Annotated in this window: 29 protein-coding genes; 11 read left to right on the top strand and 18 right to left on the bottom strand. The window is 60.8% G+C overall.

The annotated features are described in order from the left end of the window. Nucleotides 1-2 precede the first annotated feature (2 nt). The 4 genes from OJ996_RS24585 to OJ996_RS24570 all read right to left on the bottom strand — a co-directional run bounded on the left by OJ996_RS24585 (nucleotide 3) and on the right by OJ996_RS24570 (nucleotide 2,638). Nucleotides 3-533, bottom strand: coding sequence for a head-tail connector protein (locus tag OJ996_RS24585; RefSeq protein WP_264516391.1), 531 nt, complete (start codon nucleotides 531-533; stop codon nucleotides 3-5). Between the two features lie 29 nt (nucleotides 534-562). After that, nucleotides 563-751 (bottom strand): hypothetical protein, encoded by a 189-nt coding sequence (locus tag OJ996_RS24580; protein WP_264516390.1) that lies wholly within the window; start codon nucleotides 749-751, stop codon nucleotides 563-565. 87 nt (nucleotides 752-838) lie between these two features. Next, nucleotides 839-2,134 carry a phage major capsid protein gene (locus OJ996_RS24575; RefSeq protein WP_264516389.1) on the bottom strand — a complete coding sequence of 432 codons (1,296 nt, stop codon included), beginning with the start codon at nucleotides 2,132-2,134 and terminating at the stop codon, nucleotides 839-841. A gap of 225 nt (nucleotides 2,135-2,359) precedes the next feature. Continuing rightward, the gene (locus tag OJ996_RS24570; protein WP_264516388.1) at nucleotides 2,360-2,638 is read right to left on the bottom strand and encodes a hypothetical protein; all 279 of its coding nucleotides are present in this window, start codon (nucleotides 2,636-2,638) and stop codon (nucleotides 2,360-2,362) included. On the opposite strand from OJ996_RS24570, the gene OJ996_RS24565 reads away from it, so the two are divergent. Continuing rightward, a complete protein-coding gene (locus OJ996_RS24565) occupies nucleotides 2,615-3,091 on the top strand; it encodes a hypothetical protein (protein ID WP_264516387.1) in 477 nt (158 codons plus the stop codon). The genes OJ996_RS24570 and OJ996_RS24565 overlap by 24 nt on opposite strands. On the opposite strand, the gene OJ996_RS24560 is transcribed toward OJ996_RS24565, so the two are convergent. From OJ996_RS24560 to OJ996_RS24545, 4 genes are all read right to left on the bottom strand, one after another. Beyond that, nucleotides 3,081-3,428 carry a head-tail adaptor protein gene (locus tag OJ996_RS24560; RefSeq protein WP_264516386.1) on the bottom strand — a complete coding sequence of 116 codons (348 nt, stop codon included), beginning with the start codon at nucleotides 3,426-3,428 and terminating at the stop codon, nucleotides 3,081-3,083. The genes OJ996_RS24565 and OJ996_RS24560 overlap by 11 nt on opposite strands. A 68-nt stretch (nucleotides 3,429-3,496) precedes the next feature. Continuing rightward, nucleotides 3,497-3,625, bottom strand: coding sequence for a hypothetical protein (locus OJ996_RS24555; protein ID WP_264516384.1), 129 nt, complete (start codon nucleotides 3,623-3,625; stop codon nucleotides 3,497-3,499). Beyond that, nucleotides 3,615-4,478, bottom strand: a complete 864-nt coding sequence (locus tag OJ996_RS24550; protein WP_264516383.1) for a head maturation protease, ClpP-related — start codon at nucleotides 4,476-4,478, stop codon at nucleotides 3,615-3,617. Before OJ996_RS24550 ends, OJ996_RS24555 begins: the two co-directional genes overlap by 11 nt. Then, entirely contained in the window at nucleotides 4,475-5,839 is a 1,365-nt protein-coding gene (locus OJ996_RS24545; protein WP_264516382.1) for a phage portal protein, read from the bottom strand. Before OJ996_RS24545 ends, OJ996_RS24550 begins: the two co-directional genes overlap by 4 nt. 83 nt (nucleotides 5,840-5,922) lie before the next feature. Here OJ996_RS24545 and OJ996_RS24540 point away from each other — a divergent pair, with 83 nt between their 5' ends. After that, nucleotides 5,923-6,993 carry a DUF4062 domain-containing protein gene (locus tag OJ996_RS24540; protein ID WP_264516381.1) on the top strand — a complete coding sequence of 357 codons (1,071 nt, stop codon included), beginning with the start codon at nucleotides 5,923-5,925 and terminating at the stop codon, nucleotides 6,991-6,993. A gap of 55 nt (nucleotides 6,994-7,048) precedes the next feature. On the opposite strand, the gene OJ996_RS24535 is transcribed toward OJ996_RS24540, so the two are convergent. Both OJ996_RS24535 and OJ996_RS24530 read right to left on the bottom strand, forming a co-directional pair. Beyond that, nucleotides 7,049-8,725 (bottom strand): terminase large subunit, encoded by a 1,677-nt coding sequence (locus OJ996_RS24535; protein ID WP_264516379.1) that lies wholly within the window; start codon nucleotides 8,723-8,725, stop codon nucleotides 7,049-7,051. A 52-nt stretch (nucleotides 8,726-8,777) separates the two neighbouring features. Further along, entirely contained in the window at nucleotides 8,778-9,185 is a 408-nt protein-coding gene (locus tag OJ996_RS24530) for a phage terminase small subunit P27 family (RefSeq protein WP_264516378.1), read from the bottom strand. A 256-nt stretch (nucleotides 9,186-9,441) separates the two neighbouring features. Between OJ996_RS24530 and OJ996_RS26490 the strand changes: the two genes are divergently transcribed. Together OJ996_RS26490 and OJ996_RS24525 are read left to right on the top strand one after the other, a co-directional pair. Then, nucleotides 9,442-9,765 (top strand): HNH endonuclease signature motif containing protein, encoded by a 324-nt coding sequence (locus OJ996_RS26490; protein WP_345783809.1) that lies wholly within the window; start codon nucleotides 9,442-9,444, stop codon nucleotides 9,763-9,765. A 36-nt stretch (nucleotides 9,766-9,801) separates the two neighbouring features. Beyond that, nucleotides 9,802-10,668, top strand: coding sequence for a DNA adenine methylase (locus tag OJ996_RS24525; RefSeq protein ID WP_264516377.1), 867 nt, complete (start codon nucleotides 9,802-9,804; stop codon nucleotides 10,666-10,668). A 116-nt stretch (nucleotides 10,669-10,784) separates the two neighbouring features. Here the strand turns inward: OJ996_RS24525 and OJ996_RS24520 are convergent, their stop codons facing one another. After that, the gene (locus tag OJ996_RS24520; RefSeq protein ID WP_264516375.1) at nucleotides 10,785-10,997 is read right to left on the bottom strand and encodes a hypothetical protein; all 213 of its coding nucleotides are present in this window, start codon (nucleotides 10,995-10,997) and stop codon (nucleotides 10,785-10,787) included. A 494-nt stretch (nucleotides 10,998-11,491) separates the two neighbouring features. Here OJ996_RS24520 and OJ996_RS24515 point away from each other — a divergent pair, with 494 nt between their 5' ends. The 3 genes from OJ996_RS24515 (at nucleotide 11,492) to OJ996_RS24505 (ending at nucleotide 15,520) form a co-directional block, all read left to right on the top strand. Further along, entirely contained in the window at nucleotides 11,492-12,340 is an 849-nt protein-coding gene (locus OJ996_RS24515) for a 50S ribosomal protein L11 methyltransferase (protein ID WP_264516373.1), read from the top strand. Between the two features lie 218 nt (nucleotides 12,341-12,558). Next, nucleotides 12,559-13,725 carry a pyridoxal phosphate-dependent aminotransferase gene (locus OJ996_RS24510; protein WP_264516372.1) on the top strand — a complete coding sequence of 389 codons (1,167 nt, stop codon included), beginning with the start codon at nucleotides 12,559-12,561 and terminating at the stop codon, nucleotides 13,723-13,725. Between the two features lie 154 nt (nucleotides 13,726-13,879). Continuing rightward, complete coding sequence (locus OJ996_RS24505; protein WP_264516371.1) at nucleotides 13,880-15,520, top strand: CotH kinase family protein; 1,641 nt, start codon at nucleotides 13,880-13,882, stop codon at nucleotides 15,518-15,520. 34 nt (nucleotides 15,521-15,554) lie between these two features. Here OJ996_RS24505 and OJ996_RS24500 read toward each other — a convergent pair whose 3' ends face one another. Continuing rightward, a complete protein-coding gene (locus OJ996_RS24500; RefSeq protein WP_264516370.1) occupies nucleotides 15,555-16,265 on the bottom strand; it encodes an EI24 domain-containing protein in 711 nt (236 codons plus the stop codon). A gap of 134 nt (nucleotides 16,266-16,399) precedes the next feature. Between OJ996_RS24500 and OJ996_RS24495 the strand changes: the two genes are divergently transcribed. Continuing rightward, nucleotides 16,400-17,290 (top strand): sugar phosphate isomerase/epimerase family protein, encoded by an 891-nt coding sequence (locus OJ996_RS24495; protein ID WP_264516368.1) that lies wholly within the window; start codon nucleotides 16,400-16,402, stop codon nucleotides 17,288-17,290. Nucleotides 17,291-17,311: 21 nt separating this feature from the next. Here OJ996_RS24495 and OJ996_RS24490 read toward each other — a convergent pair whose 3' ends face one another. Continuing rightward, nucleotides 17,312-17,974: a DUF4230 domain-containing protein gene (locus OJ996_RS24490; protein ID WP_264516367.1), complete on the bottom strand. Its 663-nt coding sequence runs from the start codon at nucleotides 17,972-17,974 to the stop codon at nucleotides 17,312-17,314. A gap of 161 nt (nucleotides 17,975-18,135) precedes the next feature. Between OJ996_RS24490 and OJ996_RS24485 the strand changes: the two genes are divergently transcribed. Beyond that, a complete protein-coding gene (locus OJ996_RS24485; RefSeq protein ID WP_264516365.1) occupies nucleotides 18,136-18,636 on the top strand; it encodes a hypothetical protein in 501 nt (166 codons plus the stop codon). A 2-nt stretch (nucleotides 18,637-18,638) separates the two neighbouring features. Here OJ996_RS24485 and OJ996_RS24480 read toward each other — a convergent pair whose 3' ends face one another. From OJ996_RS24480 to OJ996_RS24465, 4 genes are all read right to left on the bottom strand, one after another. Continuing rightward, nucleotides 18,639-19,631: a coiled-coil domain-containing protein gene (locus OJ996_RS24480; RefSeq protein ID WP_264516364.1), complete on the bottom strand. Its 993-nt coding sequence runs from the start codon at nucleotides 19,629-19,631 to the stop codon at nucleotides 18,639-18,641. A gap of 143 nt (nucleotides 19,632-19,774) precedes the next feature. Then, nucleotides 19,775-20,839 (bottom strand): hypothetical protein, encoded by a 1,065-nt coding sequence (locus tag OJ996_RS24475; protein ID WP_264516363.1) that lies wholly within the window; start codon nucleotides 20,837-20,839, stop codon nucleotides 19,775-19,777. 27 nt (nucleotides 20,840-20,866) lie between these two features. Next, complete coding sequence (locus OJ996_RS24470) at nucleotides 20,867-21,205, bottom strand: hypothetical protein (RefSeq protein WP_264516362.1); 339 nt, start codon at nucleotides 21,203-21,205, stop codon at nucleotides 20,867-20,869. Next, nucleotides 21,205-22,146: a hypothetical protein gene (locus tag OJ996_RS24465; RefSeq protein WP_264516361.1), complete on the bottom strand. Its 942-nt coding sequence runs from the start codon at nucleotides 22,144-22,146 to the stop codon at nucleotides 21,205-21,207. The genes OJ996_RS24470 and OJ996_RS24465 overlap by 1 nt, the downstream gene beginning before the upstream one ends. A gap of 294 nt (nucleotides 22,147-22,440) precedes the next feature. On the opposite strand from OJ996_RS24465, the gene OJ996_RS24460 reads away from it, so the two are divergent. Both OJ996_RS24460 and OJ996_RS24455 read left to right on the top strand, forming a co-directional pair. Beyond that, on the top strand, nucleotides 22,441-23,418 hold the full coding sequence (locus tag OJ996_RS24460; protein ID WP_264516359.1) for a phosphoglycerate dehydrogenase: 978 nt from the start codon (nucleotides 22,441-22,443) through the stop codon (nucleotides 23,416-23,418). A 30-nt stretch (nucleotides 23,419-23,448) separates the two neighbouring features. Further along, entirely contained in the window at nucleotides 23,449-24,546 is a 1,098-nt protein-coding gene (locus OJ996_RS24455; protein ID WP_264516358.1) for a sugar kinase, read from the top strand. A 12-nt stretch (nucleotides 24,547-24,558) separates the two neighbouring features. On the opposite strand, the gene OJ996_RS24450 is transcribed toward OJ996_RS24455, so the two are convergent. Then, nucleotides 24,559-25,914 carry a sigma-54-dependent transcriptional regulator gene (locus tag OJ996_RS24450; protein WP_264516357.1) on the bottom strand — a complete coding sequence of 452 codons (1,356 nt, stop codon included), beginning with the start codon at nucleotides 25,912-25,914 and terminating at the stop codon, nucleotides 24,559-24,561. Nucleotides 25,915-25,969 lie beyond the last annotated feature (55 nt).

Raw genomic sequence — 25,969 nt, 5'->3', positions numbered from 1 at the left:
CTCTACGCAAAAAACCAGCGCTTGTGAGGCCCGCAGAGGTGGTGGAAGCCCTGCGGCAATTCCACCGCCGCGAGACCGGCACCGATCACGATCGAACTCCGGTTCTCATAGTAGTGACCGAGCAGGAAGTAGCAGGCCACCCGGAACCATGCCGGCAGCACCTTGAAGCCCGCCCGCCACTCCACCCGATACTCGCTCCCCGACCGATGCCCCGCCGCCTCGGATAGCCTCAGCACCTGCCGCTCGTCCACCGAACCGCCGAGCTCCCACTCTGCCGCCGGCAACTCGCGCCACACCCCGAAACCGTCGCGCTTCTCCACCGCCACGATCTCCTCCACCGGATACAGGAACCCGAACGCCGCATGCGTCGTCTCGGTCTTGTGCTCCCGCTCCAGCACCCCCGCCAGCCCGATCTCCTGCAGCGTCCGGTCGATCGCCGCCTCCACGAAGAGCCCGATCAACTCGTCGTCCAGATCGTGCTCCACCCGCAGATGCGCCTTCGCTAGCGTCAGGTCAATGACAGGTCTTCCCATGATTCCTCCTGAAAACGGAACACTGAAAACTAGCCAACTTGGCCCCCCGCATCCGGCAGCACCGGCGCATCCTCCGCATTACCCGTCATCCCGCTCACCGCCATCGCCGGCGTGATCAACCGCGAACGATCCTCACCCGGGACCGCGGACTTCAGTCCGCCCCCCAAGTCCGGCCTCTTCTCTCCCTGCTCCTTGCTCTTCGCTTTCTTCGTACTCATCGCTTCTCAAAAGTCGGAAGGCCGGCCGATCCACGACCGGCCTTCTCTAATTTGTCACTTGGAACTTCTAACTTGGAACTTGGCCGATCAGCTCGCCGCGTTGTTCCCCCTCGCGATGTAGCCGTTGTACTTCACCCCCGCTCCCCAGCGCGTGTCTCCGGCCACCGCGATCATCCCGTTGCCGAACAGATAGTGGCCGCTCGTCTTCACCGTCAGACCCTTCCGGATCGCGATCTTGTGACCCTGCTTGAAGTTGCCGAAGAACGCCGGATTCGCCGAGGCTGCCATCGCATCCAGACGGCTCGAAACCTCGTAGGGTGATCCGTTGATCATCGAAGGCTGGCCCGCGATGATGCTCGGCTGCCACAGCGGCCGGCCCGTCGTGTCCTTGAGAAGTAGCGCCTTCGTCTCCAGGTCGCCGGAGAACACATAGGTCCCGCCCGAGCGCGCCTCCGGTACCACCGCCTGCTTGAGCTTGATCAGGTCGTCGCTACCCACCGCCGTCGCCGAGGCGAACGGCACCACCGGAATGATCGTGCTGTTCAGCGTCCGAATCCCCGGGCACACCCGGCCCGCCAGCGTGATCGTGATCCCCGAGCCCGCCTGGTTGAAGAACGCCGTCTGTCCGCCCGTTCCCTTCCAGCCATACTCCTCGATCGTCTGCGCATAGGCCCGCGCCCACACCTCGCGGAAGGCGCTCTGCAGCTGCGGCGCGTCCTCCATCAGTTCCTGCGAAACCGGGAAGAACCCGCCGTAGTTGAAGATGTCCAGGCTCTTCACCGAGAGCGCCGGCTCGTTCAGCGTGTAGGCCTCCGCCTCCTTGCGCGGACCCATCACCCCGATCTCGCCCATGAACGGGATCTGGCTGTGCAGCGTGGAAGTCATCTCCACGTTCGAGATCCGCAGCAGCGGACACAGCACCGCCGCCTCCATCAGGATCGTCGTCTCAAGTTCCGTCGGGATCAGCACTCCGCCCGTCGAAGGCGCCACTGTCGTCAGGTTCCGGTACTTCTCCGGATCGCAACCTTGCGCACTGAAACCGCCCTGCGCGAAGGCCAGGAACGAGTCCATGTATTCGTCCGTCGCCGTCGGCAACTTCGAGCGATCCGACAAGCCCATCACGGCCGCCGTCTGATCGTCGGTCGCCTCGGACAGGTTCAGCGCCCGCAACGCCGCGCGATCCGTCGCGATCGCCGAGTTCAGCCGGTTGATGTCGAGGCCCAGCGCCTCATGTTTCCCCCACTCCTCGGCCGTGAAAGCGCGGTCCTTCCCGCCCTCCCCCGTCCCCTTCGTGGCCTTCGTCAGATCCTCATACGCCGTCAAAAGCGGTGCGAGGCCCGTGCGGTGATTCTCAATAGAGCGCAGGATGTCGTTTCGATCCATGCCCCAAAAAGTGCCGGAAGATCGCCTTTGCAGGAACCGGCCTCAGGGTTCATTCGCCTCGTTCAGTGTGCTAACTTTCTGATGGCTCAGTCTGGAAGTTGTGATTAGAAGCAGTTCTCTCATGGAAACGAAAAAGCCCCATCTCCACCCCCCTTTCCTACGCCGTTCGAGCTCTGCCTAGAGAGGCCCCTGTATGCTCCTTTTCAACTGTCTAGGGGATCAGACTCAAATCATGAAATGGATCTGTTCAATTTCCTTCAGGAGGGCCAGGTCCTCGACGTTTTCTGCCCTTGGTGCGCTGAGAAAACTGTCTTGAACGGCAAGAGCCAGACTTACGAAGGCGGGTGGCATAATTTCCACATCTCTAAAAACCAGAGCTTCGTAAAGATGTTCCAATGCACCAGGGACAAAAGGCACGAGTTCATTTTCATCTTCAGGATTGAGAACTTTCGACTCCTGAAAATCGGCCAAACACCATCGATGGCTGACATCGATGAGGGACACATTCGTCGATATCGGCCCGTCCTTGATAAGGAAGATTTTACTGAGCTTAGCCGCTCAATTGGACTTGCATCTCATGGCGTAGGGATAGGCTCATTCATTTACCTTCGAAGAATTTTCGAACGGTTGGTTGAGGAAGCACACAAACGGGCAACGACCGCCGATCACTGGGATGAAGAAGCCTATTCAAGTTCGAGGATGGATGACAAAATCAGGATGCTCTCCAATGAGCTGCCACCGTTCCTAGTAGAGCAACGCGGTCTCTACGGAATCCTGAGCAAAGGAGTGCATGCGCTTGATGAGGATACTTGCACCACCTATTACCCAGTGATTCGAGCCGGGATCGAACTCATTCTTGACCAAAAGCTCGAACTAGCGCGTCAAAAGAAGAAGATGGAAGAAGCGAAAGCTCAGATCGCGAAGATTCATCAAACTCTCAAGACCCCTAAAAGTTAGAGGATTCTACATCTAAATACATCCCCCCGCTCCCCTCCACCTCCGCCCACCCTTCAATCCCCCAAACCACCTCCGGCATCCCTCCCCGCCCCAACTCCACCAGCCGGTCCCCCTCGCGATACCACCGCAAGAACGGCTGACTCCGCACCCGGAACACCGCCCGCCGTTGCTCCACCGGTCGATCACTGATCACCGTCTCCGCCCCGGCCCGCTCCTTCATCCGCCGCGCGAAGCACACGCCCACGCGCTCCCAACCCGGCACCGGCTGCCCGAGCTCGTCCACCGTCGTCACCGGCCGCTCGATCCGGATCGGATGCCTCAAAAGTCCTGGATTCATAAAGTAGTCCGCCCGGTCTCCAGGCGGCTGAAAGTAGTCCGCCCGGTCCCCGGGCGGATGAAGTCACCTCACAGCGTCTCTTCTCCTTCCACTCCCGCCTCATTCCGCAGCGCCGCCGCATGCTCCCGCAGCGCATCCGAGTGATCTCGCAAGGCATCGACCAAATCTCGCATCAGCTCCATCACCTCAGAGTCCATGGGCCAGCTTCATGCGTGCAATGAAGTCAGCAGCCCCCGCCACATCCTCCAAATTACCTCTCTCATCCGCGCCATCCGCGGTCGCCTCTTCTACCCCTCCGCGTTCCTCCGCGACCTCTGCGTCTTCGCGGTAGTCCCCCTCCCTCCTCCCCAACATCATCGCCGCCGCGGGAAGACCTTCAAAGTCCCCCGGCACCCACAACGCCGTCTCCTCCCTCGCACTCGTCTTGTGCATCGCGAACCCCGCCGTGATCGCCTCGTCCGCCGAATACCAGGTCTCCGCCTCCATCGCCGCGGAGAGATCCTCCCGACCCATCCGCGTCCGCGTTTCGTACGTGTTCAGGATCGCATCCCGGATCTTGTCCAGGATCTCCGCCTGCTTCCGCATCACCGTCGAGTCTCCCCATGCCACCACGCTCGGGTTGTGGATCATCACCATCCCGTTTTCCGCAATGTGGATCGTGTCGCCCGCCAGCGCGATCACCGACGCGATCGAGGCCGCCAGCCCGTCAATGTGGACGATCACCTCCGCCTCATGCCCGGCCAGCAGGTTGTAGATCGCCACCCCCTCGAACACCGACCCGCCCGGCGAGTTGATGTGCAGGTGAATCTCCTCCGCATCCGTCTCCGCCAGCTTCCGCTGGAAGCTCCGCGCATCGTTCCCGGTCCAGAACGACACCGCATCATACAGGAACATCGTCGCCGCCTTCTTCTTCCCCTTCACGCCAACGCTCAGGTTCGTGATCTCCGGCAACACCGCCTCCGGCCGCCGTGCCTTCATCGCCGGCGTCATCCGCCGCTCATCCAGCACCGCGAACAGCTCCTCGTTCTCAATCAAAATCGGTCGTTTCATAGCTTCTCTTTGGTTTCCTTCTTCGGCTGTTCACCCTCGCTACCTGCTACTCGCTCCTCGCTACTCTCATGCCTCCCCAGCATCTCCAGCGGCACATGATTCGTGGAGAACAGCAACCGGTCGCCCCCGTCCAGCGGCGCCCGGTCCTCTAGCGCCCGCCCTTCGTTCGGCGTCATCAGTCCCGATGAAATCTGCTTCGCCATCGCCTCCGAACGGCTCTGCAGATCACCCCGCAACAGCCCGTCCGCATTGTGCCGCAGGTAGAACCCCGCATCCCGATCCCCCTTCGTCAGCAAGCACTGGTTGAGCGTCGCCTCGACCCGCGTGATCCACGGTACCAGTGTCGCCATGTAGAACTCGCGCGAGAGGTGCTCGATGTTGTTGAAGGTCGCCCGGTCGAGCTTCTGCACCTTGTGCGGCGGCACGTTGAAGATCCGGCAGATCTCCTCCACCGAGAAGCTCATGCTCTCGATGAACTGCGCGTCGCGCATGCTCATCGTCACCTGGTGGAACTTCATGTCCCCGCCCTCGAAGATTGCCACCCCGTCGCCGTTCTGCGCCCCGCGCCACGCCTCGCTCCAGCGCTTCCGCACATCCTTCGCCTGGTCGTGGTTTTTGAACGTAGTCTGCGCCGTGATGATCCCGCGGATCGGCTGCCCATCCTCAGCCGAGCTCTTGCCGTAGGTCGCCAAGGCCGCCGCCGCCGCCGTGGATAGGCGGCAATGCCGGATCGGGTTGATCCCGTCGATCCCGTCCGCCGACAGCGCCTTGAAGTGCGCCACATCCGGCTTGGAGAAATGCCCCGCCGGCACCTTCCACGGATTCGTGCCGACCTCGTAGACCACCCGCCGCAAGTCCGTGATCTTCGAAGTCACCGTCCCCAGCGGCAGCGGGAACATCTCCCGCACGAACCCGCCCGACCAGAAGCACCGCGCATGAGCATTGCCGCGCAGGATCATCGTGTAGAGCAAGGCCTCCCGCAGCTGCGTCCAGGTCATCGCCTCGTTCGGCGCATCCCCCAGGAACCCCGCCAACCGGTGCTTCCTCTCCCGCTCCCGCTTGTCCCCGTTGGAACGATAGAGCTGCAACGGCATCGCCGCGATCGACGACGCGATCACCGACACGCACCCGTACACCGCCGCCAACCGGTCCGCCGACGAAGTCCCCCCATCCCCATCCCCCCACAACCGCCGCCAATCCGAGATCGGCGCCGTGACATCCAAAGTCCCACCCCCAACTACCCCACCCCCACCCTCCACCGGCACCGCCGGCGTATTGGCAGAAGCCGAGAAAGCATGGGCAGCAGCAAGAATCCGGCGAATCACGTCACAAACTTGCGGGGCAAACCATGACCCGACCATTAGACCGGCTCGGCTTTCGGCCCGTTCAGGAGCTGCCGAAGCTTGCGAAACTCAAGTCATCTCATAGTCTCCCCCCACTTCCAATGGCAACTCCACGAATTTTTGTCAGCTCAACATACTACGATCTCCGCCACATTAGAAAGGGCATTGAGCTGTTCATTTCCGAGCTTGGATACGACAGTATTTTATTTGAGAGTGGTGACATTCCATTCTCGCATGATTTACCGCTCGATGCCTCATGCTACAAAGAAATTGGAAGCTCTCACATTCTTGTTTTGATCATCGGCGGTCGGTACGGCTCCGCAACCTCAGAGCTCAAGATTATATTGAATGACAACGAGCTAGAGCGCCATTATCAGCACTATAATTCCATCACGCAAAAGGAGCTAGAAACTGCACTCGATGAAGATATTCCGGTGTATATTTTCGTTGAGAAGGGAGTGGCGGCCGAGTATTTAACCTACAAGGAGAATCGAGACAATAAAACCATCCGTTACGCCCATGTCGACAGCGTCAACATCTTCAGACTCCTCGACTTCATATACGCACGAGAGCGCAACAACCTTACCAAGGATTTCGAAAACCTTGAAGACATTACTTCATGGCTAAAAGCACAGTGGGCAGGTCTTTTTGGCGACTTTTTATCGAAGAGATCAAAAGAAAAGACACTGCAGACGCTCCAAGCACAACTTTCGAGCCTCAAGAACGTCGCCGAGACGCTTAAAGATTACTCCGAAAACATAATTCGGGAGGTCTCCCCAACAGAAGCGGAGAAGATCATAACGCAAAGCAAGGCAAAATTGGATCAGCAGGACTTAAAAGACAAACTCAACTCGTATCAGCTAATCGAGCACTTGATCAAACACCACTCCATGAGCTTAGACAAGCTTAAGTCCATTTTCAGCAAAGCTCGCAGCCTACATCAGCTCAAGCTCAACCTTATCGGCAATTCTGCCCCCCCGTCAGACTGCGTTTTCGTTAACCATTACTTTCATGACAATGGAGGATTAAAGGAGATTAATTTAATCCGTGCAACGCTTAGTGTACCGCCATTAGAGCCCGCACGGCGGCTTGGTCCAAAACAGCCATCCCTTCCTCGAGGCGAGACCCCGCCCCCGCCCCCGCCTGACCGGTCCGGCGGTACAGGCGCCTAAGTGATCCCTCATACATAACTCGCATTGGGCTACGATTAACGAGGGGGTCAGAGGATCATAGAATGGTGCAATCCCACTCCCCCGCCAGCGAGCCATCATACTCCGTCTCGATTGCCACCCCCAGCCCCATGATCGCCGCAATGATCCCGTCGATCCGCTCCTCCGACTTCTTCTTGTCCGGCTTGATGTTGCCGTTCGCGTCCATGTGCACCACCACGTTGCCGGCATTCCACGCCAGCACCGGATGCCCGAAGTGATTCAGCTTCGAGCCCTCGATCACCAGCCGCTCCAGCTCCTTGGCATACGGCGAGATCGTCAGTATCCCCTGCGAGAACGACAGCATGTTCACCCCTTCCTCGATCAGCGGATTCACGATCGAGGCAGCATAGGTCTTGTCGTAGCCCACCGCCCTCACGTCGAAGAGCCGGCTGTCATCCTCGATCTGCTTCTTGATGTATCCGAAGTCCATCACCTCCCCCGGCGTCGGCACGATGAACCCCTTCTCCGCCCAGGTCTGATAGGGCACCTTGTCCCGCTTCGAGCGCGTGATGATGTCCGCCGCCGGACACCAGAACTTCGCCAGCAGAGTCCAGCGCTCCAGCCCCTCCTGCGGCGGGAACACCCACACCAGCGAGGACAGGTCCCGCGTGATCGCCAAGTCTAGCCCGCCATAGCACCGCATCCCCTGCAGCCGCTCCCGCTCGAACTCCAAATCGACCGCCCCCGCCCACTTGTCGGAGTCCAGCCATAGCGATGCCTGGTTGATCCAGATGTTCAGCCATTTGGTCTTGAGCTCCCGGTTGATCGCCGGATCGGCCTTCGCCAGCGCGAGCTGCGAGCGGAACTTCTTCTCGTCGACCGTGACCCCGTAAAGCGGGTTGGCCTTCGCCCAGGTCACCTGGTCGTCGATGTTGTCGCCCTCTTCGATCGTGAAGATGATCCCGAAGTAATCGTCCCCCTCGCCGCCGTCCTCGCCCTTCAGGATCCGCTGCACGATCAGCGAGTGCGAGCGCCCCACCGAGTCCATATTGTGGCCCGCGGTGGTGATCATCAGGAACAACGGCTGCGACCGCGCCCCGAGCGCCGAGTTGAGCACGTTCCAGAACCCCGGTGTGGTCCAGGCATGCGTCTCGTCGGCAATCACCCCGTGCGGGTTGAGGCCGTCCGTCGTGTCGCCCTCGGTATCGCGGCCGAGGGGCTTCATGAACGAATCCGCCGCCCCGTATTCGATGATCGGCGGGTTCTTCCGGATATCGAAGGCCGCCCGGAAATCCGGGTCCTTCGACTTCTCGATCAGGACCCGCGCATCCCGGTGCAGGATCATCGCCTGGTCCTTCTTCGTCGCCGCGTTGTAAACCTCCGCCCCGCCCTCCCGGTCCGCGCAGAGCAGATACAGCGAGATCCCCGCCGCCAGCAGCGTCTTGCCGTTCTTCCGCGGCACCTCGATATGCGCATACTTGAACCGCCGCAGCCCGCTCTCCACCCACTTCCACCCGAAGATGTTGCCGATCACGAACTTCTGCCACGGCTCCAGCGTCATCCGCTGCCCCGCCCACTGCCCCTTGTAGCGCCGGAAAGACTCGATGAACGCGATGGCCCGGTCGGCCTCCACCACATCGAAGCGGATGTCCTTCCGCTTGAGGTCCCGCAGAAACCGCTCGCAAGCCAAGATCACCCACCGGCACGCCAACCGCTTCCCGCTCGCCACCTCGCGCGCATAGGTCACCGCCACGTGATCGATTGACGACGTGCCCTTGCTTCCCGCCTTGGCCTTTGGCTTGCGCCTAGGTGAGGAAGGCGCTGGGGCCGTCTTCTTGCTTCTTGGCACTGGAGGGGATCTTCACGTTCTTGATCGACTGCAGGGATGCCGGGGTCATGCCGAGGTTCTTCGCTTCCTTCTCCATCGTCGCCCGGGCCATCGACCACACCGTCATTGCCGGATGCATGTAGCGGTTGCCGCTCTCCGCATTGACCAGCGTGACCCCGTCATCCGCCAGTTCCTTCAGCGCGACCTGCGCAAGCTCCCATGCCTCGCAATAGTTGATCAGGCACTGCCGGTTCAGGTCCGTGAGGTGGCCGAGCTTCGCGAGCTCTTTCGCGATCCGCTCGTATTCCAGCTCGGCGTCGATACCCCCTTTGAGGTCGGGAGGCTCGGTGCACAAAGGAGCGAGCAGGCCTGTTAGGGCCAGCATGTTTTCCTTTGGCTTTACTCCGCGCAATCCCATGGCATCCGGGCCGCTCCGGCGGCCTCATCGGCCCCAATTTGCCGGGTGGAATCTTCAGAAAAAAACAGGTTGACCGCACTTTGGTCGCGTTGACCCCACCCCCCTTAAAATTGACAGAGCGATAAAAACACCTTGGGCGCGCTCTTCCGGATGGCCTGTGCCAGAGATTTGATCCCCTCCCCCCGTGGATACCTTAGTTTCTAACTTATCTTAACTAGCTTTCATGCGAAACGCTCGATTTACCCGTAAGATAAGCAAGGCCAAGACATTCCGAAGCCTTAGAGATACAAGGACATACGATAGGTCTTGGCATGCCTACAGCCGTCGCTACCTCGTAGCTCACCCGATCTGCTATTGCGATCACGTGAGAACATGGCAGGGCGGCACCGAGGTTGTTGTGTCCTTCGGCCCCGCGGGAACTGTCGCACCAGCAGGGCACACCGATCACATCCGACCAGTGCGCATGGGAGGCGCGATGTATGACCCAACGAACCATCAACCGCTCTGCCATTCGTGCCATTCCAAGAAGACCGCGCGATGGGGTTAGACTTGCTAACTGTTCTTGTGAACATCATAGGACGAAATGCTTCGTCATCCAAAACCACTCGTCTCATGGGCAGGCGGCAAGCGCCGACTGCTGAAACACCTGCTTCCTCTCATCCCGTCGCATGTTTGCTATGCGGAGGTCTTTGGAGGAGGCGGGGCAATGCTGTTCGCCAAGGAGCGGTCAAAGCTCGAGGTCTATAACGACATCAACGGTGAACTCGTGAACCTATACCGACAGGTCAAGTGGCATCCCGCCGAACTCCGCAACGAGATTGCCCTCGTGCCTAGCAGTCGCGAACTCTTCCGGAGCTTCATGGCTTCCCACGGCCTGACGGAGATTCAGCGCGCGGCTCGATTTCTCCTGATCAACCGCTGGTCCTTTGGCGGCCTAGGTGACTCCTACGGCATTTCGAAAATCGCAGGCGGCGGCGGCGGGAATGTCAGCCTCCTAAGCCTTTCCGAGAACGTTTCAGCGGTTTCCCAACGACTTGATCGGGTAAATATCGAGAACCTCGATTGGAGGAAGGTTTTTGCCAAGTACGACGGACCCAGTACTTTCTTCTTTGTGGATCCTCCATACATTAGAGCATCCGATACTAACTATTCAGCCTGGTTTCCCGAAGAGATGCTCGAGCTTCGTGCAGCCTTGGAACTGCTGCAGGGTTCTTGGTTGCTCACCGTCGACGACAGCCCTGAATGCCGCCAGATTTTTGCCGGTCTTCCGATGCGTTCGGTTGGTCGTGCTAACGGCATTGAGAATCGGCCGGGTCGCAAGCGTAACAAGGTCTACCACGAGTTGATAATCGGGCCAAAATTGCCACTGGGGGTGCCCGAATTGCGCCCGAATTGTCGCCCTAACGGAACTCAAAACCGGAGAAAACCCCTTGAATCAAGGGTTTCATGACACGAAAAGGGCGTTAAAACCCACCTTGCCAAGATGGATGTCGTGAGTTCGAATCTCATCGCCCGCTCCATTTTCCAATCGATTGGCCCACTTCGGTGGGCTTTTTCGTGTCCGGATCAGGCCGACGGATTTTCTTCCTCTTCTGCCAGCCTGGCCATCAGCGCATCGATTTTCTCCTCATCGAGAGGCTCCAAGGTATGGGACCGGCTGGCGATCCGTAGGATTCGCTGCGAAAGCCAGCGATACATGTCGTGATTCCCGTAGCCTGCTTCCCGATAGAACTGGAGGGCGGCCAGAATGGTGGCGATCTCGGCTAAACTGAACTTCATTCCTAGGGCTTTTGTTAGATCCTAGGGGGTGTCGGGTTGCGGGTATGCCCGCCCTTCTTCTCTAACGGTTTTTGTGCCACCAGAGAAGAGGCACCGATTCCCAATCGCTTACGCAAAATCGCGGCACAGCCCCCCTCGCAGGGGCTATTGATTTCTGCACGAATCCGACACGCATCGGCCCTTGATCATGCGGAATGCATTCCAGCGATCCACAGTGAAACGGTTTCCGAATCGCGCAAAACCTAAGTAGATTCCCTTACCTTCCTGAATTTGCGCGCATCAAAGATGTGCGCAATAGTGAATCAAATGCGGAAACGCATTGGTGCCTGCGGTTTGGGAGGGCCGCGGGCACCCTCATTTTCCCGGCTATTCGTGATGTTTCACGGAATGGTTTGTGCACCCGAGCCCGCGGTTTTTATCAGCCGCGGGCTCTTTGCGTTCCTGCTCTCAATTTGGACCTTGGAGTTTGAAACCCGGCTTCTAAAAAACTCCCGATGTTCGTCTGGTCCAAGCTCTCCGCCTCCAAGTGGCTTGATGCCTGGGAGGACCGTTTCCACGGCAATCCCAATTTCGTCCTCCATGTCCTGAAGGGCGGCCGCTCCCTTCGTGTCGAAGTCTTCTGCGCCACCAAGGCCGAAGGCGATGCGATCGCCAAGCAATTCGGAGGCACCGTCCGCAAGCTCTCGTCGGATTGGAAAAACGCCTCTCCGGAGATCCCTCCGCCGCTCAAAGTGCGGAATGCTTTCATCGTAACCCAAGCCTCCGCGGCCAAGGACCTCAAGCAACTGGCGAAGGACTTCCCCGGTCGCGAGCTGATCAGCATTCCGCCCGAGATGGCCTTCGGCACCGGGGACCACGCCACCACCTCAACCTGCCTGCGCATTCTGGTCGATATCGCGAAGACCCGCGGCGCGGGTTGGAGCTGCGCCGATCTTGGCACGGGTAGCGGCCTGCTCGCCATCGCCGCTAGGAAACTGGGCGCGGGAGACACCTTCGCCTGCGATCACGACCCCTTCGCCGTCAAAGTGGCGGAGCGGAATTTCGAGCGCAATGGCACCCCGGGGATCGAGACCAAAGAGCTCGACATCCTCACTTGGAAGCCGCGGAAGAAATACGATGTCGTCCTGGCGAACATCTTCTCCACCGTCCTCATCCAGGCATTCCCGGTGATCACCAAAACCCTCAGGCCCGGCGGCGATATCGTCCTCTCCGGCATTCTGGCCGATCAGGCTTGGGATGTCTTCACCGCCGCCGCCAGTCACGGCCTCGGCTTCCCGGAGGTCATCCGCAAGGGCAGGTGGATCACCGCCCGCGGCGCCTGGATGAACGACCTGACCGCCTGATTGGCTGCGGTCGCCAGTCATTGGTCATGAGTCATCGGGAAGGAGCTACAACAAATGCCTTTCCCCGATGGCCAATGACTTCTGACGATTGACCCACAGCATTTCACTTGCGCCGGGCCCGCCCGCCCGTCAGAAAAGCCCCCCGCTCCACGGGGGCTGCGCGACATCACCGTTGCTCCGCCCCCGGAGGGACGTGAACCACCATCCCGCGCGCCATCATGGACAGCATTTCATCCCGAATCCAAGAGGTCACTCCCTCGCTCACTCTCGCGGTCACCAATCAGGCCAAGGCCATGCTCGCCAAGGGCGAAGAAGTCTACGGACTGGCCGGTGGCGAACCGGAAGTGGATACCCCGCAGTTCATCAAGGACGCCGCCATCGCGGCCATGCAGTCGGGCAAGACCAAGTACACGCCTTCCGGCGGTATCCCGGAACTCCGCGAAGCCCTCGCCGCGAAGCTGATCGGCGATAACAACCTCGCCTACGATCCCAAGCAGATCTGCGTGACCTCCGGTGCCAAGATGGCCTGCTTCAACGCGATCCTCGCGGTGGTCGAGGAAGGCGATGAAGTGATCATCCCGACCCCTTACTGGGTCAGCTACCCGGAGATGGTGAAGCTCGCCGGCGGCAAGCCCGTGCTAGTCGAGACCAAGGAGTCCAACGGCTGGAAGATGACCGCCGAACAGTTCGAGGCCGCCATGACCCCGGCGACCAAGATGGTCATCCTCAACTCGCCCTCGAACCCCACCGGTGCCGTCTACACCGAGCAGGAACTCCGCGATATCGGTGAGGTTGCCCTCTCCGAGGACATCGTGATCCTGTCCGACGAGATCTACGAGAAGCTCATCTACGGCGACAACAAGCACGTCTCCATCGCCTCGCTGAGCCAGGAGCTCTACGACCTGACGATCACGGTGAACGGCTTCTCGAAGGCCTACTCCATGACCGGCTGGCGTCTCGGCTACACCGCGGCGCCGAAGGCCTTGGCCGAAGCGATCGACAAGATCCAGAACCACACGGTTTCGAACGCCACCACCTTCGCCCAGTACGGCGCCCTCGCCGCGCTGCAGGGTGACCAGACCTTCATCAGCGACCTGCGCGACGAGTACGATGTGAAGCGCCAATTCGTCTTCGCCCGTCTCCGCGGCATCAACAACATCCGCGTCGTCGAGCCGAAGGGCGCCTTCTACTTCTTCGTCTACACCGGCCAGCTCGGCCTGAAGTCGATGAACCTCACCGACAAGCTTCTCAGCCGCTACAAGGTGGCCGCCGTTCCCGGCATCGCCTTCGGCTACGACGAGGGTATCCGCCTCAGCTACTGCACCACGCTGGACGTGCTGAACGAAGGCCTTACCCGCTTCGAGCAATTCTGCCGCGAGCACTGAAGCTATCCCAAGATCCTGTTTCTCCAGAAGCCCGGAACCGCAAGGTTCCGGGCTTCTTCTTTTGAGATCGGTATCTTTCTTTCCCCGAAACTTTTCCCGTATTCCCGCGTTCTACCTCCAGCTTCCGTCCTCCGAGGCAACCTCCGTTGTCTCCATGAACATCCTACCCGTATCCGCCCTCCCCGTTCTTCTTCTCTCGCTTTCTGCTCTCGCCCAAGAACCCCAGCCCGGCCCCTTTCCCGGTGGACCACCGGTGCAGGCCGAGCGCAAGCTCCTCGCCCAGTTCGACCAGAATGCCGACGAGCGTCTCGACAAAGCCGAGCGCGCCGCCGCCCGCGAGTTCCTGAAGGCGAATCCCGCCCCGCAACGAGGTGGCCCCCGGGGGCCCGGTCCGGGAGGCCCACGTGGAGGCGGCCCCGGCGGATTCGGTTCGCGCGAAGAGGAAACCCCCGTATCACCCGGCAAGCACATTAGCCCTGGCGAAGTTCCGGCATCCCACTCCTCCGATCTCTACACCCAGGATTCGATCCGGACCCTTTTCCTCGATTTCGAGAACCAGGACTGGGAGGCCGAGCTCGAAGCGTTTCACGGTACGGACGTCGAGATTCCCGCCACCCTCACCGCCGATGGCAAGAGCTACTCCGGGGTCGGTGTCCACTTCCGCGGAATGTCCAGCTACATGATGGTATCCGCAGGGAGGAAGCGCTCCCTGAATCTCGCCTTGGACTTCACCGACCCGAAGCAGCGGATCAACGGTTACAAGACTCTCAATCTGCTCAACTCCCACGGCGACGGCAGCTTCCTCAGCGCGGTCCTCTACTCGCACATCGCGCGCAAGCACATCCCCGCACCGAAGGTGAACCTCGTCCGCGTCGTGATCAACGGCGAGAACTGGGGCGTCTATGTGAACCAGCAGCAGTTCAACAAGGACTTCCTGCAGGAGAACTACCGCACCTCCAAGGGTGCCCGCTGGAAAGTCCGCGGCTCTCCGAACGGCCGCGGCGGGCTGGAATATGCCGGAGAAGATCTGGCCGAATACAAGCAGCGCTACGAAATGAAGAGCGGTGACGACGAGGATTGGAAGTCTCTCGTAAAGCTCTGCAAGACGCTCTCCGAGACGCCCGCCGACCAACTCGAAGCCGCGCTCAAACCCCTGCTCGATATCGAGAGGACGCTCTGGTTCCTCGCCCTTGATTGCGCGCTGATCAATGGAGACGGCTATTGGGTCCGGGCCAGCGACTACAGCCTCTACCGCGACCGCGAGGGGAAGTTCCACCTGATCCCGGGTGACATGAATGAAGCCTTCCGCCCGGCTGGGGGTGGCCCTCCGGGATTCGGCGGCGGACGCCGTGGAGGCCGTGATCAGGCACCGCGAGATGATACTGCGCAACAAGCGCCCCGCGAGGGGCAGCCCCCGCAGCAGGGCAATCGGAAGAATGGCGAAGGCCTCAAGCTCGATCCTCTCACCGGTCTCGACGATGCTGGAAAGCCCCTGCGCTCGAAGCTTCTCGCCGTTCCATCGCTCCGCAGCCGCTATCTTGCGAAGGTCCGCACCATCGCCCAGGAAGACCTCGACTGGTCCAAGCTCGGCCCCGTGGTGGAGCATTACCGCAAGCGGGCGGCAGACGAGATCAACGCCGACACCCGCACGCTCTCGCGCAATGGCGAGTTCGAGAAGCTAACAGCCGATCAGCCCGCTGCGGAAGAAGGCGACACCGGCCGCGGCCACGGAGCCATGCCGCTCCGCAGCTTCGCCGAACAGCGCCGGGCTTATCTCCTATCCGTGACGGAATAAGACATGCCTCGCCGCGGACCGTCTGTTAGACGGCCTAGCGGCGTTCCTCTGCCTTCAGGAAGAGAACGGTCCCCGCCACGACAAACACCGGTAGGCATAGCACATTCAGAAGCGGCACCAGCGCTCCGACGGAGATCACCATTCCCAGTCCCATCACCGCAGCACGCTCGCGCCGGGCCAGTGCCACCCGCTCGCGCAAGCGGCGCATCGGGATCGTGACAAACGAGAACCCCATCACGAAAGAGCTCCAGCTGAACACAATCACCGGCCCCATCAGCGGAATGAAGCCGAGGAGCAACACCGGCACCGTCAGCAACGTCAACACCACCGCCTGCACCCCGCCCTTGAGAAGACCCGAGACAAGGCCCCGGAACCCGGCCGAGTCCTGAACCTGGCCGCCCTTCCGCTCCCGCTCCACCGCCGCGGAGATGAAGTCTTGGAAGGGATTCGAAAGGGCTAGAAAGAGCCAAGCGAAACTCCACCCCAGCAGCAGGACCACCGCGATCGCACCGGAGACATCCAGCACCTTCACCAGCCACGCGCTGTATCCCTGCTCCGATACCAGCGAGCGGATCCCCGCACGCATCCATCCGAAGGCGAAGTAGAACGCCAATAGGTCCAGCAGCAGGGCGATCAGAAGGGGCGGGACCAGCCATAGCAGGATCGCTGGGCGGCGTAACAAGATCCGGAGCGCCTCGGGAATCGAGCGCAGACCCTCTCTCACGCCGAGCACCGGCGGCTTCATGGGAGCAATCACGGGGGAGTCCAAGATTTCATCTTCACCATTCCGGATCGTCCCGCCAGTAGAAGAATCGTCCGGCTTTCCCAATCCCCACTTCCGCATTGCCACGGCAGGTCCGCCCTTCAACCTGTCCCATCATGCAGCGCCGTCACTTCCTCGAACTCTCTACCCTCGCGGCCGCTTCCGCCGCGATCTCCACCGCGCAAGATTCTCCCGCGACGACCACGCGCCCGCGCCTCGTTTTCACCAAGTTCCTAGAGCAAGTCCCCTTCGACCAACTCGCTGCCAAAATCGCCACCTTGGGTGCCGATGGCTTGGAAGCTCCGATCCGCAAAGGCGGCCACATCGAACCGGCACAGGCTGCCGACAAGCTCCCCGAGTTTGTCGCCGCGCTCGCAAAGGAGAAGCTGAAGGTCGGCATTCTCACCACCGACATCGTGCGGGTGGACAAAGAGAGCGAGACCCTTCTCCGCACCGCGCTCGCCCAAGGCATCAAGCACTACCGTCTTGGTCCCTACGAATACAATTTCAAGAAGCCCATCGCCCCGCAGTTGGCGGAAGTCCGCGCCAAGCTCAAGGACCTCGCCGCGATGAACAAGGAGCTCGGCGTCCAAGGGCAGTTCCAGAACCACCGCGGCAACAACCGCGTGGGCTCGCCGCTCTGGGATCTCATCTCCGCGCTTGAAGATATCGACCCTGCCCAGCTCGGCATCGCCTTCGACTTCGCCCACGCCACGGTCGAAGGCGCGAACGCTTGGGAGCTGAACCTGCGCCGGGCTGCGTCACATGTCGTCGCCATCTACTTCAAAGACTACAAACTTGAAGGCCGGAGTTGGAACCCCTGTCCCCTCGGGGAAGGCTGTGTCGGCCCCACATCCGCTGCCGTGGTGAAAGAGGTTCTCCCGGCGGATACGCCGTTCTCCCTCCACATCGAGTACGTGGGAGGCAGCGGCGAGGACCGCGTTGCCAATACCTTGGAGGCGATGAAGCAAGACCTCGCCACTCTCGACAAGTGGCTTCCTAGGTGAAGCAAGGTTTCACGCCGGCACTCAATGCGAGGGCGGGTTCCCCTTCTCCTTGGGAGCCCGCTCGACCTTCACCTCGCCCGCGCCCAGCAAGTCCCGTAGCCGGGTGTGGAGGCTGGACTCCACGATCTCAAGCACGCCGCTCCGTCGCGCTTCCTGCCGCATTTGAATATTGAGTTCCTTGATCAACTGCTCGCGATCCTGCGAGGTGATCTGGTTCATCCACCCGTCCTTTTCGCTGAGCTGCTGGAAGTCGAGGAGCTCCACGCTGAGAATCTCGGGATCCGGGAAACGCGCCACCGGCATCCCGTTCTCCATCCGGAGCGAAACACCCGGCTCCAATTTGTATCCAGCCGTGACCCGATACTCGCCGCGGATGATCAGCTTCTTGGTCCCGGCAGGAAGGTACTTCAGGACATAGGATTCGTTCTCGAAGCTCCGGGTGGCCGACATCTTCATCTCGACCAGCGCCAATTCCGAGATCTGGCTCGTCTGCGAGATCTCAGCCCTGCCCTCGACGATGCGGGTGTTCGAGCTGGTTATCGCCCCAAGCACCTTCTCCAGTCCGTTCACGGTGTTCCCCATGCCCCGCTCGAAGACCCGCAAGCCCAACCATGCCAAGGCCAGCAAGGCAAGGATGACACTGGCCCAGCGGACGGTCTTCCACATCTCGGTTTGGGAATTCATCTCGTGTAGGATAAGGGGACCGCGACGGGGGACAAGTGGAGACAGGACCGCGCTTTCCCATGGCTACCGGCACATCCGCAGGGATTTATCGGGGCGGGCGAAATTGGCGTTTGGCATTTCCGGCTCCATCGCTTGGAGTCGCGCCCAACCGATTTCCGCCCGTGAAAGCCCACGAACTCTACAACGCCGTCGATCCCGCCTTGGTCACCCAGATGCTGAACTGGTTCCGCGACCACGACCGGAACGTCTATCGCTCGGCCGTTTCCACGCTCGCCCAGACCAAGAAGCTGCGCCTGGAATTCATCCAGAAGAAGCCGCTCCCCGAGCAATACGCCTGGGTGCTGAAGACCCTTCGCGGCAAGCAAGCCGACACCATAGGGGAGCACCTCCTGCAGGCATGGTTCATGGCAGGAAATCAGGAGATGCTGGCGAAGTTCTGCGATGCCATGGGCATCGAACATGACGGCAAGGGCTCCGTGACCGGCGATCTTCCGGAGACGATCGATGCCGCCCAACTCGACGCCGCTGTCGACACCTTGGTGGCGAGCTACGATCCGAAGCTCGTGTCGCTCTATCTGCATGTCTTCAACCTCCAAGCCCCCGCCGGCTGGGATACGCTGACTGCCAAGCTCGCCTCGGACGAGCGCCTCAAGCTCGCCTGACCTCAGCGGTCCTCATCGCTGAGAAGCGAATCGGTCGGAGCCATGGCCGCCAGCTTGCCGCGGGCGGCCATGTATTGGGAGCGCAGTCTTCCCGCGGCCGACTCCATACGGATGGCCCGTTCCGACCAAGTTTCGAGGCTACCGGGAACCGACTTGCCGCGATTCATGGATGCTTCGCTCCGGGCCCGCGAGGCTTCGGATTGAGCGCTCATGTAGCGGCTACGGGTTTCGCGAACTTCTTCCCGCAAGCCGGCAAGCCGTGGGTCCGCCTTCGTCTCCTTCTTCGCCCTCTTCGGCTTCGAATTGGATTTGCGCGGCTTCTCTTCCGGCCCTGCAGAAGCGGCGTTTTTCTGATCCACGAAACGGTTATGGCGGTCCTGCCGGGCCTTCTCCTCTTCAAGAGTCTTCGTGACCTCATCCCGCGTCCACTGGAAGCGCTCATGCCAAGCCGGATCCAATTCCTCCGGCAACAGGCGGGAGATCCCCTGATCGTGCCGGATCTCGATACCCGCGGCCGATACCTTGCGAATCGTCACATTCGTGTAGGTGCGGCCGGTGCGGGACTTCAACTCACCAAGCTGCTCTTCCGAGGCAGCGCCACGCACTTGCTGCCGGTAACGGCTGCGATACTCCTCGTAGTCCTCCGCAACCGTCGCCAACTCGGCCTTGGCCGCCGTCACTTCTTCGCGCAGGCCTTTAACACGGGCTTGATCGGCCCTGAGCGACGCAGCCACCTCGCTGACGGAATCCCCTTGGGATGACAGCGGCTCGCAATGCTTCCGCCAATGTTCACGAGCGGTTTCCAAGCGCGACTTGAGGGAGTCGAGTTCCACCTTTTCGTCGCGAATGGTCGACTCAAGGGAAATACGGTTGCTGGAAAAGCTGAAGCGCTTGTCCGCAAGCAGGGAAAAGAAGATCCCGGCGAATACGAGGATGATGATTCCTACGAGGAAACCAACCATCCCCGAGTTATCGTTATTGGTAAACTGGTCCATGGGAGTGAGGAGTCAGTGTGAAGAGAGGGCGCAATGAATGAAAGGCGCCCGGATAAGGGACCGCTTCGATAAGATAAAATAGGATCTACCCGTCCCGGATCCGCCATTCGGCAAAGCTCCGGGCTTGGAGGTCCGGAACCCGATCAGGGTTGGGCAGGGGCCGCTTGCTGCTGCTGCTTCTCCGCCAGCTCCTTCTTGAGCTTCACGATTTCCGCTTTGATCGTCTCCACCTCGCGCTCGAGGATGGTGATGTCGCGCTTATTCGTCGTGATCTGCCGCTCGAAAGTGCGGATATTGTTGCGGTTCGCGGAGACTTTGCTCTCAGCGGAACGCAGTGCCTCTTTGATTTGAGGGGTCTTATTGATGCCTTGCGAGCGGCGGCCGGCGCGATCCGCCGCCTTGGCTTGCTCTTCGGCCAACTCCGCGCGGATGCGGTCCACGCGCCCGAGCAACGAAGGTTCGGCGGACTTCGCGTCCTGGATGCCGGCGTGGGCCTTCTGGCTCAGCTCGGTCAGCTCGCGGACCTTCTCAAGTTTGTCCTGACCCTTCTTGGCCAGATTCGCAATCTCTACGTTATCCGAGAGGTTCTGGAAGGTGCGATCCTCATGCTGGGCCGCGTCGCTCTTCTTGTTTTCGTCAAACTGGAAGCGGTCTTGAAGCGCAAGGGGGAGGTCGGCGCTGTCGATCCGGCGCTTGCCGGTCTGGTCGGTGATCTCGATCCCGATGTGGCTAACCTTGGTGATGATCACTCCGGCGAAGGTCCGGCCCGAGAGAGTCTTGAGCTCTCCGATTTCCTGACCTTCCGCGGACGCCCACTCCGACTGGCGGTAGGCATCCTTGTATTCTTCCCACTTCGCAGTGGCTTCGTCGGCAGCAGCCTGAGCGGCATCGCGCTCGGCGGTAGCTTCCGTGACGCGCTTGGCCCCGAGTTCAGTCCGGACCTGAAGTTGGGTCAGTTGCTGCTCAAGCTCCTTCAGGCGCTTGCCTTCCTCGATCTGGCTCTTGAACGAGGCAAGCTGCTGCTTGTTGCTCTCAATTAGCATGCCTTGATCGCGGATCACCGCCTCGATCTTTTTGCCACCGCCCTGCATGCCCTCGTCGAAGACGAACATGTAGAGAGTGCCAAAGCCTACGAGGACAAGCAAAGCCAGCAAGGTGCCGATGACACCGGGACCGCGGCTGCTAGTGAGAAGATCGGAAAAGCCCATGGATAGCGGGGAGGTTGGAGCGCAGGATCAGCGGACCACGTACTTGCGGCGATAGGCCTCGTGATCCTTCTCGATCTGAGCCTTCTCTTTCTGGAGAGACACCACTTCCTGCTCAAGCTTGGAAATTTCCTCCTGCTGCAGCTCCGAATCCTGCTTCATCTTTGCAATCTCGGTGGTGCGGTCCGGCGGAAGCTGGGCGATCTTTTCCTGGAGGATCTTCAGCTCGCCATCAAGCAGGCGAATTTCGGCCTTCTGTTCCTCGCGCTTGCGGACGAGTTCCGGATCATCGCCGCAGGAGCTGATGGCAAGGCAGGTGAGCAGCAACGCCGAGGCGCGCAGCACTTGGGTGTGGGCAGGGAGCTTCATTAACGGAAAAAGTTTGTACGATTGGCGGTAGGGCTATAGACCGGGGTGACGCGCGGGCTGTAGCCGCAGCCGCCTCCCGAAACCGAAACAGCGAAGGCGCGGGCGTGATTGCCCAGATACGGCGAGCAGCTGCTACCACCGTTGTAGTAGTAGTAAGTCCGCGGATAACGCGAGTAACGGTGAGAGTATCCGGAATACCACGTGGAGCCGCGGCTACCCACCGCACGAGCGCTCGCCCTGAGCGGATTGGAAGACTCCTTGGCGGCGAGTCGGGCGGAGTAGGCCTCCGAGCGGGCCTTGGCCGTAGCGGTGATCCGCTCGGTTTCAAGCTCCGCGGCGGCGAGCTGCTTCTTCTCACGGTCGGCATTCACCACCACCATGCGCTCCTCGATGAAGGATTCGTAGGCCCGGGCCGCGGCCTTTTCCTGTTCGAGGGCGGCAAGGGCAGCGGAGCTATCGAGGCCGAAATCATCATGCAGTTCCGGGCTCAGATCGGTCGCCCACAGGCGGGCCGACCCTTGCGAGTGCCGGAACTCGATCCCGACATCGGTCACCCGGGTAATGGTCACATCCTCATAGGTGCGGCCACCGGAACCGGAGAAAGTTTCAAAGTTCTTGCCCACCGCGGAAGCGCGGACGCTGGCAATCCAGTTGTCACGCTCGGCGGAGGCAGCGGCAGCGAGATTCGCAACCTCCGAGCGGAGGGTCGCCGCGCTCCCACGCAATTCTGCCAAGGCGGCGTCGTTCTTGGCGACCCGCGACTTCAGCGCGGCGTACTCGCGCACCTTGTCTTCCTCGCCGAGACGCAACTTCTGGAGCTTGATTTCCTGGACCAGCTCCACGCGGTCAGCCTCGAGCTTCCACCACTGCGGATCCATCCGCGCATCGGTGTTTCGTTTACAGCTCGGCAGGGCCGCCAGTGCTAGCACAGGCAAGCTCACTAGGCGGAGAGGAGTTATCGCCTTCATGATTTGATTTCAACAGGGTTGGGAACGTCTTACAAGGGCATTTCTTTCACAGGGGATAAGTGATTGCCACCCCCGATTGACCCTTCACAAATTTTTCATCTTCACCGCATTTACTCCCAACCGTCCCGCTGAGATGAACCGTGCATCAAGCATCTTTCCGCCCCCATCGGCGCATCCCGCCATCAAGTCCCGAAGCCCTTCAAACGGAATAGCAAATTTCCGACTTGTATGACAGATTAAGACCTCTCAGAACCCCTCTTGTCACTCATGACCACCCGCGTTCTTCTCACGACCTGTAGTTTCCAAGACACACCCGGCCCGCATCACTCTCAACTTGAAAGCCAAGGGTTCGAAATTGTCCGCGAGCGAGGCCCGCTTTCGGAGACCCGCATGCTTGAACTGGCGGGCGAGTTCGATGCCTTTCTCTGCGGCGACGACGCCATTACTCGGGCCGTGATCGAGAAGAGCCTGCCCCGCCTGCGCGTGATCTCGAAATACGGGATCGGGCTGGATAAGATCGATATCCCCGCCACCGAAGAATTCGGTATTCCGGTGCTTTTCACCCCGGGCGTGAATCACACCACGGTGGCGGAACACACCTTCTGCCTGCTCTTGGCGATGCAGAAGAACCTCGTCGAAACCGTCAACGCGACCCGCCAGGGCAAGTGGTTGCGCATCACCGGTCACGAACTCTGGCGCAAGCGGATCGGCTTGGTGGGAATGGGCCGGATCGGTCAGGAAATGGCGCGCCGCGCCCATGGATTCGACATGGAGATTCACGGCTTCGGCAACTTCTGGCCGGAAGATGTCGCGGCCCGGTATGGCGTCATCCGGCATGATTCGGTCGAGTCGCTCTTCGCCGCCGTGGATATCATCAGCCCCCACACCAAGCTGACCAAGGATACCCACCATCTGATCAACCGGGAGCGCTTGGCCCTCATGCCGAAAGGCTCCTACGTGGTAAACACCGGCCGCGGCGAACTCGCCGATTCCGCCGCGATTCTTGAAGCGCTGGAGTCAGGCCAACTCGAAGGCTACGGCACCGACGTGATGGAGGAAGAACCGCCGCCGCCGGATCACCCCCTGCTGTCTCACCCGAAGGTGATCGTGACCGCGCACATCGGCTCGCGCACCTTTGAAAGCGTCCCGCGCCAGGCAAAGAAGTCTCTCGATAACCTGTTGAATTTCTTGTCCGGAAGCGGTCCGATTGCCTGCGCGAACGGAGTGATCCCCTCCGACGAATAAAGCATTCTTCCTCACTTTCCCGATCATCCCATGGCCTTAACTCTCCGAACCGCCGCTTCTTGCGAATTTGATATCATTTCACTGGGTGAAATCATGCTCCGCCTCGATCCCGGGGATGGCCGGGTCCGTACCACCCGCCAGTTCCAGGCGTGGGAAGGCGGTGGCGAGTACAACGTGGCCCGAGGCCTGCGCCGCTGCTTCGGCAAGCGCGCCGCCGTGGTCACCGCCTTCGCGGAAAACGACGTCGGTCGCCTGATCGAGGACTTCATCCTGCAAGGCGGGGTGGACACCCGCTTCATCCAGTGGAAGCCCTTCGACGGGATCGGCCGCCAGATCCGCAACGGCTTGAATTTCACCGAGCGGGGCTTCGGCATCCGCGGGGCAAAGGGCACGCCCGACCGCGGCCTCACCGCCGCCAGCCAGATGAAGCCGGGCGACGTGGACTGGGACGAGGTCTTCGGCAAGTATGGCGCACGCTGGTTCCACACCGGCGGGATCTTCGCCGCCCTCTCCGAGACCACCGCGGCCCTCACGATCGAAGCCTGCAAGAAAGCGAAGGAATACGGCACCATCGTGGCCTACGACCTCAACTACCGTCCGAGCCTGTGGAAGTCGATTGGCGGCCAAGCGAAGGCGCAGGAAGTGAACCGCGAGATCGCCAAGTATGTCGATGTGATGATAGGCAACGAGGAAGACTTCACCGCCAGCCTCGGCTTCGAGGTTGCCGGCGTGAGCGAGCACATCACCGGCTTGGAGGTGGACAGCTTCAAGTCCATGATTGAGCAGGCCGTGAAGACCTTCCCGAACTTCCAAGTGGTGGCCACCACCCTGCGCGACGTGCACAGCGCGACGATCAACGATTGGGGTGCCATCTGCTGGCATGCCGGCGAATTCCACGAAGCAACCCACCGCCCGAAGCTGGAAATCTACGACCGCGTCGGCGGCGGCGATTCCTTCGCCAGCGGCCTCGCTTACGGCTTCATGGAATTCAACGACGCCAAGCTGGCGGTCGAGTATGGTGCGGCTCACGGCGCACTGGCCATGACCACTCCCGGCGATACCACCATGGCCACGGCGGACGAGGTCAAGAAGCTCGTCGGCGGCGGGTCGGCGCGTGTCGACCGCTAAGCCGCTCCGGCCTCACTTGAGGCCGTGACGTTCCAGAAGATTGTAAACCGAGCGCTCGGAGATCCCGAGCGCTCGCGCTGTTTTCGCCTTGTTACCACCGCTGAGGTGGTAGGTCTGGATGAAGGCGTCGCGCTCGAGTTCCTGAAGCGTCATCGGCCGTCCCATGCCCGGGGCCGGCGCTTCGCGATGCGACTCCAAGAGAGGCGCGAGGTCCCGCTCGTGAAGGGTGGGCTCATCGGTGAACGCGGTGGCCCGCTCCAGAACATTCTCAAGCTGGCGGACATTGCCCGGCCAATCGAAGGCGATGAGGGATTTCTGGGCCTCGCTTGACAACTTCCAGCCCGGGGAGCTCCGACGCGCGGCAATGCGCGCGAGTATCCCGGCAGCGAGACCGGGGATGTCCTCCTTGCGTTCGCGCAGCGGAGGAATGTTCAGCTCGATGATGTTCAGGCGGTAGTAAAGGTCCTCCCGGAAGGTGCCAAGCTGGACGCGGGAACGCAGATCGACATTCGTGGCCGCGATGACCCGCGTATCGGTCTTGAGCAGCTTGTTCCCACCCACGCGGAAGAACTCCCGGTCCTGAAGGACATTGAGAAGCTTCGGCTGGAGCTCCGGCGGCAGATCCCCGATCTCGTCCAGGAAGAGGGTGCCTTTTGAAGCCACCTCGAAGCGACCTGCCCGCGAAGCCGTGGCTCCGGTGAATGCGCCGCGTTCGTGTCCGAAGAGTTCCGACTCCAGAAGTTCGCGCGGCAGGGCCGGGCAACTCACCGTGATGAATTCCTCCCCGCTGCGGCGGCTCATGCGATGGATCTCCCGGGCGAAGTAGGTCTTCCCGGTGCCGCTTTCCCCTGTCAGCAGGATCGTGCTGTCCAGTGCCGCGGCCTTCTCCATGCGGCGGAGCAACTCACGAACCTTCGGGCTGGAGCTGCGCATGGGACCACGCGGAACCTTGGAAGAAGGCGCAGGTGCAGGGACCTCGGCCACCTCCTTCTTCTCCCGCCTCAGCTCCCGCAGCAGGTCGAAGAGGCGCTTCAGTTCGAAAGGCTTGGTAAGATAATCGGCGGCCCCCGCACGAAGGGCCTTCACCGCGGTTTCCGCGTCGTTCAGCCCGGTCAACATGATCACCGGGAGATCGGGGTGACGCTCGCGCAGCTGAATCAATGTCGCGAGCCCGTCCATGTCTGGAAGACCATGGTCGAGCACTACCGCCTCGGTGGCATCGCTCGCCGCCCCGAGAGCCTCTTTCCCCGAACTCGCGGCGAGCGGCCGCCAGCCATTGTCCTTGGCGGCGATGACGAGCAGTCGCTGAATCGTCTCATCGTCATCCACGATGAGAAGATTCGGGGTATCATCCGGGTAGCGAGGCATTAGGGAGTGGAAGGTCGGCAGTATGACAGGGGTGTCCAGCGTGAACATTCACTTG

The organism is Luteolibacter rhizosphaerae (genome assembly GCF_025950095.1).
Taxonomy (GTDB): domain Bacteria; phylum Verrucomicrobiota; class Verrucomicrobiia; order Verrucomicrobiales; family Akkermansiaceae; genus Haloferula; species Haloferula rhizosphaerae.
This window is presented reverse-complemented; position numbering and strand designations above follow the sequence as displayed.

Bases quoted from the DNA above. Each gene is read 5' to 3' on its own strand.
- OJ996_RS24585 (WP_264516391.1), bottom strand. From the start codon at position 533: ATGGGAAGACCTGTCATTGACCTGACGCTAGCGAAGGCGCATCTGCGG.
- OJ996_RS24580 (WP_264516390.1), bottom strand. From the start codon at position 751: ATGAGTACGAAGAAAGCGAAGAGCAAGGAGCAGGGAGAGAAGAGGCCG.
- OJ996_RS24575 (WP_264516389.1), bottom strand. From the start codon at position 2,134: ATGGATCGAAACGACATCCTGCGCTCTATTGAGAATCACCGCACGGGC.
- OJ996_RS24565 (WP_264516387.1), top strand. From the start codon at position 2,615: ATGGCTGACATCGATGAGGGACACATTCGTCGATATCGGCCCGTCCTT.
- OJ996_RS24560 (WP_264516386.1), bottom strand. From the start codon at position 3,428: ATGAATCCAGGACTTTTGAGGCATCCGATCCGGATCGAGCGGCCGGTG.
- OJ996_RS24555 (WP_264516384.1), bottom strand. From the start codon at position 3,625: ATGGACTCTGAGGTGATGGAGCTGATGCGAGATTTGGTCGATGCCTTG.
- OJ996_RS24550 (WP_264516383.1), bottom strand. From the start codon at position 4,478: ATGAAACGACCGATTTTGATTGAGAACGAGGAGCTGTTCGCGGTGCTG.
- OJ996_RS24545 (WP_264516382.1), bottom strand. From the start codon at position 5,839: ATGGTCGGGTCATGGTTTGCCCCGCAAGTTTGTGACGTGATTCGCCGG.
- OJ996_RS24540 (WP_264516381.1), top strand. From the start codon at position 5,923: ATGGCAACTCCACGAATTTTTGTCAGCTCAACATACTACGATCTCCGC.
- OJ996_RS24530 (WP_264516378.1), bottom strand. From the start codon at position 9,185: ATGCTGGCCCTAACAGGCCTGCTCGCTCCTTTGTGCACCGAGCCTCCC.
- OJ996_RS26490 (WP_345783809.1), top strand. From the start codon at position 9,442: ATGCGAAACGCTCGATTTACCCGTAAGATAAGCAAGGCCAAGACATTC.
- OJ996_RS24525 (WP_264516377.1), top strand. From the start codon at position 9,802: ATGCTTCGTCATCCAAAACCACTCGTCTCATGGGCAGGCGGCAAGCGC.
- OJ996_RS24520 (WP_264516375.1), bottom strand. From the start codon at position 10,997: ATGAAGTTCAGTTTAGCCGAGATCGCCACCATTCTGGCCGCCCTCCAG.
- OJ996_RS24515 (WP_264516373.1), top strand. From the start codon at position 11,492: ATGTTCGTCTGGTCCAAGCTCTCCGCCTCCAAGTGGCTTGATGCCTGG.
- OJ996_RS24510 (WP_264516372.1), top strand. From the start codon at position 12,559: ATGGACAGCATTTCATCCCGAATCCAAGAGGTCACTCCCTCGCTCACT.
- OJ996_RS24505 (WP_264516371.1), top strand. From the start codon at position 13,880: ATGAACATCCTACCCGTATCCGCCCTCCCCGTTCTTCTTCTCTCGCTT.
- OJ996_RS24500 (WP_264516370.1), bottom strand. From the start codon at position 16,265: ATGAAGCCGCCGGTGCTCGGCGTGAGAGAGGGTCTGCGCTCGATTCCC.
- OJ996_RS24495 (WP_264516368.1), top strand. From the start codon at position 16,400: ATGCAGCGCCGTCACTTCCTCGAACTCTCTACCCTCGCGGCCGCTTCC.
- OJ996_RS24490 (WP_264516367.1), bottom strand. From the start codon at position 17,974: ATGAATTCCCAAACCGAGATGTGGAAGACCGTCCGCTGGGCCAGTGTC.
- OJ996_RS24480 (WP_264516364.1), bottom strand. From the start codon at position 19,631: ATGGACCAGTTTACCAATAACGATAACTCGGGGATGGTTGGTTTCCTC.
- OJ996_RS24475 (WP_264516363.1), bottom strand. From the start codon at position 20,839: ATGGGCTTTTCCGATCTTCTCACTAGCAGCCGCGGTCCCGGTGTCATC.
- OJ996_RS24470 (WP_264516362.1), bottom strand. From the start codon at position 21,205: ATGAAGCTCCCTGCCCACACCCAAGTGCTGCGCGCCTCGGCGTTGCTG.
- OJ996_RS24460 (WP_264516359.1), top strand. From the start codon at position 22,441: ATGACCACCCGCGTTCTTCTCACGACCTGTAGTTTCCAAGACACACCC.
- OJ996_RS24455 (WP_264516358.1), top strand. From the start codon at position 23,449: ATGGCCTTAACTCTCCGAACCGCCGCTTCTTGCGAATTTGATATCATT.
- OJ996_RS24450 (WP_264516357.1), bottom strand. From the start codon at position 25,914: ATGCCTCGCTACCCGGATGATACCCCGAATCTTCTCATCGTGGATGAC.